General features: G+C 42.9%; 9 protein-coding genes. 3 read left to right on the top strand and 6 right to left on the bottom strand.

All coding sequences use genetic code 11. From position 1 onward, the window contains the following. Positions 1–87: 87 nt before the first annotated feature. Positions 88–879 carry a hypothetical protein gene (locus tag COV43_02760; GenBank protein PIR26089.1) on the bottom strand — a complete coding sequence of 264 codons (792 nt, stop codon included), beginning with the start codon at positions 877–879 and terminating at the stop codon, positions 88–90. A 298-nt stretch (positions 880–1,177) separates the two neighbouring features. Between COV43_02760 and COV43_02755 the strand changes: the two genes are divergently transcribed. Beyond that, positions 1,178–1,591, top strand: a complete 414-nt coding sequence (locus tag COV43_02755; GenBank protein ID PIR26088.1) for a hypothetical protein — start codon at positions 1,178–1,180, stop codon at positions 1,589–1,591. Between the two features lie 67 nt (positions 1,592–1,658). Here the strand turns inward: COV43_02755 and COV43_02750 are convergent, their stop codons facing one another. Beyond that, complete coding sequence (locus COV43_02750; protein ID PIR26087.1) at positions 1,659–1,874, bottom strand: hypothetical protein; 216 nt, start codon at positions 1,872–1,874, stop codon at positions 1,659–1,661. Between the two features lie 20 nt (positions 1,875–1,894). Next, complete coding sequence (locus tag COV43_02745) at positions 1,895–2,869, bottom strand: hypothetical protein (GenBank protein PIR26086.1); 975 nt, start codon at positions 2,867–2,869, stop codon at positions 1,895–1,897. Between the two features lie 109 nt (positions 2,870–2,978). On the opposite strand from COV43_02745, the gene COV43_02740 reads away from it, so the two are divergent. Beyond that, a complete protein-coding gene (locus COV43_02740; protein ID PIR26085.1) occupies positions 2,979–3,707 on the top strand; it encodes a hypothetical protein in 729 nt (242 codons plus the stop codon). A 1-nt stretch (position 3,708) separates the two neighbouring features. On the opposite strand, the gene COV43_02735 is transcribed toward COV43_02740, so the two are convergent. The 3 genes from COV43_02735 to COV43_02725 form a co-directional block, all read right to left on the bottom strand. Further along, positions 3,709–5,070: a hypothetical protein gene (locus tag COV43_02735; protein ID PIR26084.1), complete on the bottom strand. Its 1,362-nt coding sequence runs from the start codon at positions 5,068–5,070 to the stop codon at positions 3,709–3,711. Positions 5,071–5,169: 99 nt separating this feature from the next. Then, positions 5,170–6,072: a hypothetical protein gene (locus tag COV43_02730; protein PIR26083.1), complete on the bottom strand. Its 903-nt coding sequence runs from the start codon at positions 6,070–6,072 to the stop codon at positions 5,170–5,172. After that, positions 6,036–6,740, bottom strand: a complete 705-nt coding sequence (locus COV43_02725) for a hypothetical protein (GenBank protein ID PIR26082.1) — start codon at positions 6,738–6,740, stop codon at positions 6,036–6,038. The genes COV43_02730 and COV43_02725 overlap by 37 nt, the downstream gene beginning before the upstream one ends. Positions 6,741–6,856: 116 nt before the next feature. On the opposite strand from COV43_02725, the gene COV43_02720 reads away from it, so the two are divergent. After that, the gene (locus COV43_02720) at positions 6,857–7,567 is read left to right on the top strand and encodes a hypothetical protein (protein PIR26081.1); all 711 of its coding nucleotides are present in this window, start codon (positions 6,857–6,859) and stop codon (positions 7,565–7,567) included. Positions 7,568–7,642 lie beyond the last annotated feature (75 nt).

Raw genomic sequence — 7,642 nt, 5'->3', positions numbered from 1 at the left:
TTTTTTGAGGTTGATTTTTGTTGAGCCTCCGAAAAAACACACCGCTCAAGGTCCGCTATCTTGAAAAAATGGGTTTTTCAGGGGGAACTACATACAGTCGAAAGCTGCTGATTGGGGAATGCTTCTAGCTTTCTGCAGCAATTCTAGTGCTTTGTCGTATTTTGCAAAGGAAATCGCAATGGCCACAGCTGCGAGAAGTGTTTTTCTAGTGTTTTTCATCTTGTGCAACGCTTGATAGGCCGCGACAACTTTTTGCTGCATCCTATATTCAATCCCGTCAACTAAAAGGTCGAAAGCTTCCTCATACTGAGCGGCATAAGTTTCAAATGCTGCATCTCCAGCGTGGGCACTTAAATCTACTCCACCTTTATACCAAACAAAACGCTCTGGAAGTGCTCCTTCTACTATTTCCAGATCGGGATCATCAGGATCTAAAACAGTAAGATCCTCCTCAACATCAACATCTTCAATTTCAAGAGCAGGGCCTTCATATTCAGTGGGATCAATATACACATCAGAAACAGAAACTTCGGTTCTGCCAAACTGCTCAACACGCTCCACAGCGCTGCGCGGTTTTCTGAGTGCTTGATGCAGGGCTGCAACAAGTGCAGTAACAGTCAATATTCCTCCAACCCATATGGCTGCAGTTGGCAAAGAGATATCTCCACTGCCATCACTTGATTGTTGAGCGAAGGCAAATCCGGGAACACTTACTAACAAGGGCAACGCTCTTGCCGAAAGCATCGTTGCCATATTTTGGCGCCCCAAGCCTGAAGATGCAGAAATAGGCGGGGAAGCAATGGTGCCAAAACCAGCCGAAGGTGAAATTGGAGGCGTTCTAGGCAAAAAAGCTGAGGTTTTTGGGAAAAATACGGCCATATACTTTATTTATCGGTTCATTTTGGAAAAAGTTGCTTCAGCATGAAAGAAATCTTGAAGGAAAGGGCTCTCTGTTTTTATTTCATCATTCGTGTTCACTTCGACACATCCCCACACAAAAATAACTTTAAAAACCAAACCCTTTTTCTGGCACAAGTTCTGCTCTTCCTCAAAGAAACTTCACCTGGAGGAAATATGGAAAATGTACAAGTCCCCAAAGATGTCTTTCACATTGCTGAAGGCAAAGAGGGGAAAAAACCAAGCTGGACCAAAATCGGTTCGGCTTTTGTGAATCGAGATGGCTCCATCAATGCGTATCTCGATCTCATTCCACAAAGCGGAACCATTCACATTCGTAACAGAAAAACCACAAAGGAGAATCAAGATGAAAAAAAAGTCTAGCATCATCACCGTAGTTTGTTTGTGCGTCGCCCTTTTCACGCTGGGCACGCAAAAGCTTCACGCAGCACCAGCAAACCTTGTTGACCTGAACAAGGCTTCGCTTGAAGAGTTGATGTCGCTTCCTGGCATTGGCGAATCAAAAGCTGAAGCCATCATGGATTACCGAAGTGCGCATCCATTTGCTTCTGCTGCAGAAATCACAAATGTAAAAGGCATCGGCAACAAATTGTACGAACGCATTTCGCAGTATGTTGCAGTGGAAGGAAAAGCAGGAAGCACACCAACAAAAACCGGCACTGCAGGGAAATAACCCTCGTTTCTCTGTGCGCAAAAACCCTGTTTGTGATGAACATCACAGCAGGGTTTTTTATTGTTGCTTATTTTTTCTTGGAAAGTAAGCGCTGGGCTTGAGCAAAATCTTTCTCACTCACCAGCAAATGTGCTCCGCCAGTTTTGGTAGCAAGATGAGCATGCATGCCGCCGCAGTCATCAGCCTTCACTTGGCAGCGAATGCCTTCGGACTGCAAATAACTTTGTGCCATCTCGGCTTCGGCACGAGTTTGAAAAATTTTGACACTTAGTTTTTCTGACATATCACTCTACTTGAAAAATGTTATTCAACCCTATCAACGGCATAGTCAGTTGCTGCAAGCAATGCGTCGCGTTCGATGGATGGCTTGAACAACTGAAGTTGAGCTTTTGCTTTTTCGGCATACTCGCGTGAAAGCTTCAAGGTTTCTTCGATGCCATCGTATTTTTTGATGACGTCTAACACTCGTTGAAAATGGGCATCAGTCACATGATCAGCGATGAGGGTATTGTGTAAAAGTTTTTGCTCTTCTTCGTTGGCTTTTTCTAATGCCACAATAAGAGGATAGGTCATTTTGCCTTCGCGGAGATCGCCGCCGGCTGTTTTGCCAAACACTTTTTCGTCCGAGACATAATCAAGCGCATCATCGGCCAACTGAAAGGCAACACCAAGATCAATACCATAGCGCTTCAGCGCCTCGATGAACGGCTCGGAAATATCAGCTACTTCTCCAGCACCTTCGCAACAGGCTCCAAAAAGTGAAGACGTTTTTCCGCGGATAATTTCAAAATAGCCTTCGGTTCCAATATGAATATCATTTTGTTTGCTGATTTCGGCAACAGCACCTTCGGTGAGCCAAATAATAGAACGCGTTACAATGTCCAACAAACGCAAGCTGCCATATTGCACCAATAGCCCGCAACCCTTTGTCCACAGGAAATCTCCCACGAGCACGCTGATTTGATTGCCCCACTTGGCTTTGGTGGAAGGCCTGCCACGGCGAAGCAAAGCATTGTCCACCACATCATCGTGCAACAAGCTGGCAGTGTGAATCATCTCAAAAGCTGCTGCAATATGCGGAAGGTTTGCATCAGACGCACCAGCCATTCGCGCGCACAATAAAAAAAGCGCTGGACGAAGACGCTTTCCACCATTTGCCACCACATACCCGGAAACCTGGCGAATAAGCGGCTGCGAGGTGGACTCTAAGTGTGTCGTGAGCGCTCGTTCGCACGCTTCGAGGTCTGCATGAATGGAAAGAAAAAGCTGCTGCAACATAAATTCAAACCTCAAAAGGAAAATCTGCTGTAGTGAAATTTCTTGTGTGGACTAATTCACTCATCTGTTTCTTGTCAACTTATTAACGTTGTGATACCTCTGCCCGACTATGCACGGATGTCTTGTAATACATGGGCTCACCAGCTCACCCGCTACAATGCTCTCCATCACCAAAAAGCTCACCGAAAATGGCTTTCGCGTGGTCACCCCCTGCTTGGCTGGCCATGGTGGAACGGTGGAAGATTTGGCAGATTCCACATGGGAAGACTGGTACGAGACGGTTTTGAAGGCTTACACGCAACTTTCGAAAGAAGTGGACAAAGTCTACTATGTGGGAATGTCGGTGGGTTCGCTTTTGGGGCTGAAACTGGCAAGTGAAGTAGACGAAGGCATTCGCGCGCTGGCCCTTATGTCTACTCCGTTGCAGCTTCCGTTTTACAATCGTTTTTTGCTGCCGTTGATTAAAAATTCTCCACTCAAATATGTGCTGAAATCAGTAGCAAAGAACTTTCGCGACAGCGTTGCCGATCCTGAAGGCTTGAGATTGTACATGCAGCAATCTTTGCCGCGCATGCCCATTGCTGCGGCGTTGCAACTTTTGGAACTTGAAGCAGAAGTGAAAAAAAATTTGCACAAAGTGAAAAACCCACTTTTGCTGCTGCATTCAAAGCTAGATATTGTCGCACCCTACTCGAATGTAAAGCTCATCAAAAAATTGGCCGGTTCCGACGTAATAGAAACAGCCACCTTCTCTGACTCACGCCACATCTTAACCTTAGACATCGAACGCCACCTAGCCGCAAACGCAGCCCTCCAGTTTTTCCGAAGGTTTTTTTAGCTTACAGTTGAAGGGCCCTAATTTTTTCTTCATTATAAGTTGTCACTTTTTTGAACTCTTTTGAAATGTCGGAATGAGCTTGAACTTTTTTCCAAAATGAAATCGCCACAGACAAAGCATCCTTCCACACTGTTATTTCAGAAGACTTTGGCGGCTCTGGAGTAAACTCTCGCTCAACAATTTGATTTTGCTGCGGAGCATAAAGCATCGGCAACATATCATAAACGGGAGCAAGCTCTTTTACGTGTTCACCCTCGCAAAAAAAAGAAAGATTCCCATGATGACGGTCTGTGTTCGCAATAAGCTTTCCAAAGACTTCCATCCACAGAATATCTTGCAATGTTGCTTTGCTGATTTTCTTCTGTTGATGCAAAGCTTCGGCGGTTTCTGACCAAGAGCTAAGCTGCCCTACAAACTCAAGATCAAGTGCACGTAATGAAATAACACCATAGCGACCACCCAATGCATTTCGATCAAAACGTTCTATCTCTAAAAAAACTCTTCCATCATTTCCTCTAAGAAGCGAAGAACAAGAAACTTTTTTACCGCATTTTTTTAACACTTCATGAGCAATATGTTCGCATACAAGCAAATCGACAACACGTTGACTGACACTATCTTTAACTGGGGGAGAAAATTTTACCAACACTGGAAGTAATTTTTTTTTCTTTGTTTTTCGAATGGAAAGAAATTTTGGGTGTTCGCCTGCAGCTGAAGAACCAGGAACACCATAATTTAGTACTTGTTTTGCAATTTCTGGATAACGCGATGATCGCGCTTTTTCATCACATACATCTGTGCGTTGAAACCTGTGTTCTAAATAAAGATTGTAAGAATTTTCTCCGATGACACAATTTCCGATGAGATCCCAAGCACATCTGGCAAGATAGGTAAGGGCATGGTCTTCCGTCCAGAGATTAATATCTGAAGGAAAATGATGTTCAGGATAAAGCTTTGGCTCAAGCCTTCCCAAAAAACCTGAAGGCCTTACATCTTCAAAAAAGTAAGGAAGATGTTCATAAATTTTGCTGGTAAATATTTCTGAATGCGATTCAAGATAAAAACCTTTTGGAGCAAGCGGATGTAGCGTTGCTACCGGATGACTCAAACTCCCCTTTTTATCAATGATGTAAATGGGAACTTCTTCTTTTCCCCAAGCACCTAAACGATACGTGGCGTAAAGCGTTTGAGGCCCACGACTAATACGAAGAATTGAAGATTTTTCTGAAATGAGCCTTGAAAAGGTGGGCTGGCTTATCTTGAGAGCTTCACACACTTGCTGAGCTTTTATTGGGCCAAACCTTGAGAGGTGTTTTAAAACGTTCTCAAACAGTAATTCTTGATCTAAGGGCTTAATTTGCATGGTTTAAGAATAGATTGATGAATAGAAAATGTCAATATAATTCATAAACTTAACTTCAATATCACCATTATTCAGAATAGATACCTGAAGAGATAAAAGCTACAAAGGAAAGCATGCCAGCAAGTTTGTGCCTTCGGCTTTGAGCTCTACTTTATCTAAATGTTGGAACCATGTATTTGGCGCGCTTTGCCTTAAGCTGAATAAAGTTTTGAGGCCTGAAAGGTAAAGCCTTGCTGCTTCCATTTTGCTTTTGTCTGAAAAGGAAAAGAGCACATTCAACATTCCACTTTCATCTTTCAAGCTTATTTTTTGCAAACTTGAAAATTCAGCTGGAAGCAACGACAGCAAACGCTCGCTTGGATTAACATAACCGTATAAACGAGAATTGTTTGGCGCAAATTTTTCGTGCGTTTTTGTTTCAAGCATCTGACGCGCAAGTGCTTTTGTACCAAAGGCTAGCAGCTGATAGGGTTTTTCGCTTTCTGAAAAACTGAAGCCAAGTTCATATGCTGCGTCATCATCTTTAATGGTATTCCAACGAAAACCTTTTTCTTCGGTTTGTTCAAAGACAAGATCGGTTGAAAAAGTTTTGAGCAAATGTTCACGAAAAGTTTTTTCGTTTACATCGCCAAGCAAAAGGTGCGCAAACTCTAGCTTTCCACTTGAATTGATTTTTCCAATGGAAGCTAACATTCCTTTTTGCATATTCATTTCATGAAAAAAAGTTTTCACCCACTCTTTGTCTTGTGGAAAAAAATCAAACTTTGCCAAATGGTTTTCGGAAACAAGCGATGCGTCTAAAAACAAGACTATTTCTGCATCTGCGGGGATGTGCTGTGAAAGAATATTTTGCTTTTGCTCTAACGAAAGCTCTGCAAGCGGCTTTGCAAAAAAGCTGCACACTTTATTTCCATATTGTTGCCAAAGCAAAAAACCAATGCCCAGCAAGAAAAGAAGTGAAAGAATTATGAGTCGTTTTTTTGAAGCCATAGTTGAATCCATTCTTGAGTAAAGAGGTTGAGAGAAAGTTTCGCCTTCCTAGCACAGAAAGCAAGCTGAGGTAAGAGAAAAAAATCGCGCGGATGAAAAAGCAAATGCTTTACAAAATGCAGCGGTCTCACTTTTCCAAAAACATCCAGCGCACATCCAAAGTTGGGAAGTGTGTGGCGCGCGGTATCAAAAACAGAACGCACTACAAAAAATGGAATCTTTTCTTGAACGCAAAAATCGGCAAGCGCAAAGCTTTCCATGTCCACACTGAGAGCGTTGAAGTGTTCATGCAACTGCTTTTTTTCCTGCGCGAGCGAAATAAGTTTTTCCACTTGAAGCGTTTTGCCTTCGTGAAATGAAAGCCAAAATTGTTTGCAGATTGCTGTTGCGGTTTCCAATTCTGGAGTGGTTATTTCAACACATTTTCCTCCAGCGTGCATAATTTGGCGCGAGAAAATGAGATCGCCACTTTTAAACGAAGCTTGAAGCGCACCACAAAAGCCAAGGTGCAAAATAAAGTCTGGACTTGCTTCTTCGCACGCTTGCTGCAAAGCCTGCTGCATGCGCTTTGCACCCATGCCGGTTTTAAGCAGCTGCACACGCGCATCTGAACCAAAAGCAGCCCGAAGCCCAGAAAGCTCATCCTCAAGTGCCGCTACAACTAAAAGTGTTTTTTTCATAAAGCCATTCTTTCCGTGAAAAGTGCTTAAAAATCATACGAAATGGGTTGAATAAAATTCTTTAAAAACTGCTTATATTTCAACATATTCTATATTTTAAGGCTTTTAAGCAGATTGTGGGAATTGTTGCTAAAAAACTTAGCACCTTTTCCATCCTTCCGCCCGATAATGAAAGGAACTTCAATGTTAAGGACTTTTGCACGCCTATTCCAGAAAACATTACCCACAAAAGAATCGAAACCGTAAAACAGAACGAAGTACAGTATAACTGCGCTGTAGGTGCAAACCCAGATGCCTTGGAGCTAACGGACGAGCTCCAGTTCATGTTAAACAGCGACAACTGGAAAGACTATCTCCCAAGCTTCGATGCACTTTGCCTTAAAGTTCCTTTTGATCCCCGCAATCTTCCTCAACCTATTTTAGATCGCATTCAAGAAGTGAAAGCCAAAGTTGAAGCTGAAATTCAGATTCCAGAAAATGCAGCAGGTTTTTGCGATGCTTTCGTTCCCAAATTTTACGAAGCCGGCTTAGCTCCTTTTGCTGATGAATATAATGCCGATGGCATTTTCTTAAAAGCAGGCGGCGGACTTGGCTTTGGATATCCTTATGCTTACACTTTAAACATATCGGAGGAACTTACCGCCGAAGAATCCTTTGAAGGCGTGCTCAACCCAAGCCTTCCGCTTGGTTCATGCACTGAGGCTAGCCACAGAATTGATGCTGCCTTTTTAGCCACAGGAATACACTGCAACATCAAACATTATAAAACCCAAACTCACATGTACGCGCGTTATAACGAACTTGATTTAGATTGTATCTTGAAGTGAAGTTGAATTTGGAAGAGAAAGAAAAGAGAGGAAGTGATGGCGTAAAGTGGATAGGTCATAAAAGACCGAGGGGAT

It is taken from the genome of Deltaproteobacteria bacterium CG11_big_fil_rev_8_21_14_0_20_42_23, assembly GCA_002796345.1.
In the GTDB taxonomy this organism is placed as follows: Bacteria; UBA10199; UBA10199; order 2-02-FULL-44-16; family 2-02-FULL-44-16; genus 1-14-0-20-42-23.
The sequence above is the reverse complement of the archived record's forward strand: the minus strand, read 5'-3'. Positions and strand labels throughout refer to the sequence as shown.

Excerpts from the sequence above, each read along its gene's own strand:
- COV43_02755 (PIR26088.1), top strand. The coding sequence starts at position 1,178 with ATGGCTCCATCAATGCGTATCTCGATCTCATTCCACAAAGCGGAACCA.
- COV43_02745 (PIR26086.1), bottom strand. The coding sequence starts at position 2,869 with ATGTTGCAGCAGCTTTTTCTTTCCATTCATGCAGACCTCGAAGCGTGC.
- COV43_02725 (PIR26082.1), bottom strand. The coding sequence starts at position 6,740 with ATGAAAAAAACACTTTTAGTTGTAGCGGCACTTGAGGATGAGCTTTCT.
- COV43_02740 (PIR26085.1), top strand. The coding sequence starts at position 2,979 with ATGCACGGATGTCTTGTAATACATGGGCTCACCAGCTCACCCGCTACA.
- COV43_02735 (PIR26084.1), bottom strand. The coding sequence starts at position 5,070 with ATGCAAATTAAGCCCTTAGATCAAGAATTACTGTTTGAGAACGTTTTA.
- COV43_02750 (PIR26087.1), bottom strand. The coding sequence starts at position 1,874 with ATGTCAGAAAAACTAAGTGTCAAAATTTTTCAAACTCGTGCCGAAGCC.
- COV43_02730 (PIR26083.1), bottom strand. The coding sequence starts at position 6,072 with ATGGATTCAACTATGGCTTCAAAAAAACGACTCATAATTCTTTCACTT.
- COV43_02760 (PIR26089.1), bottom strand. The coding sequence starts at position 879 with ATGGCCGTATTTTTCCCAAAAACCTCAGCTTTTTTGCCTAGAACGCCT.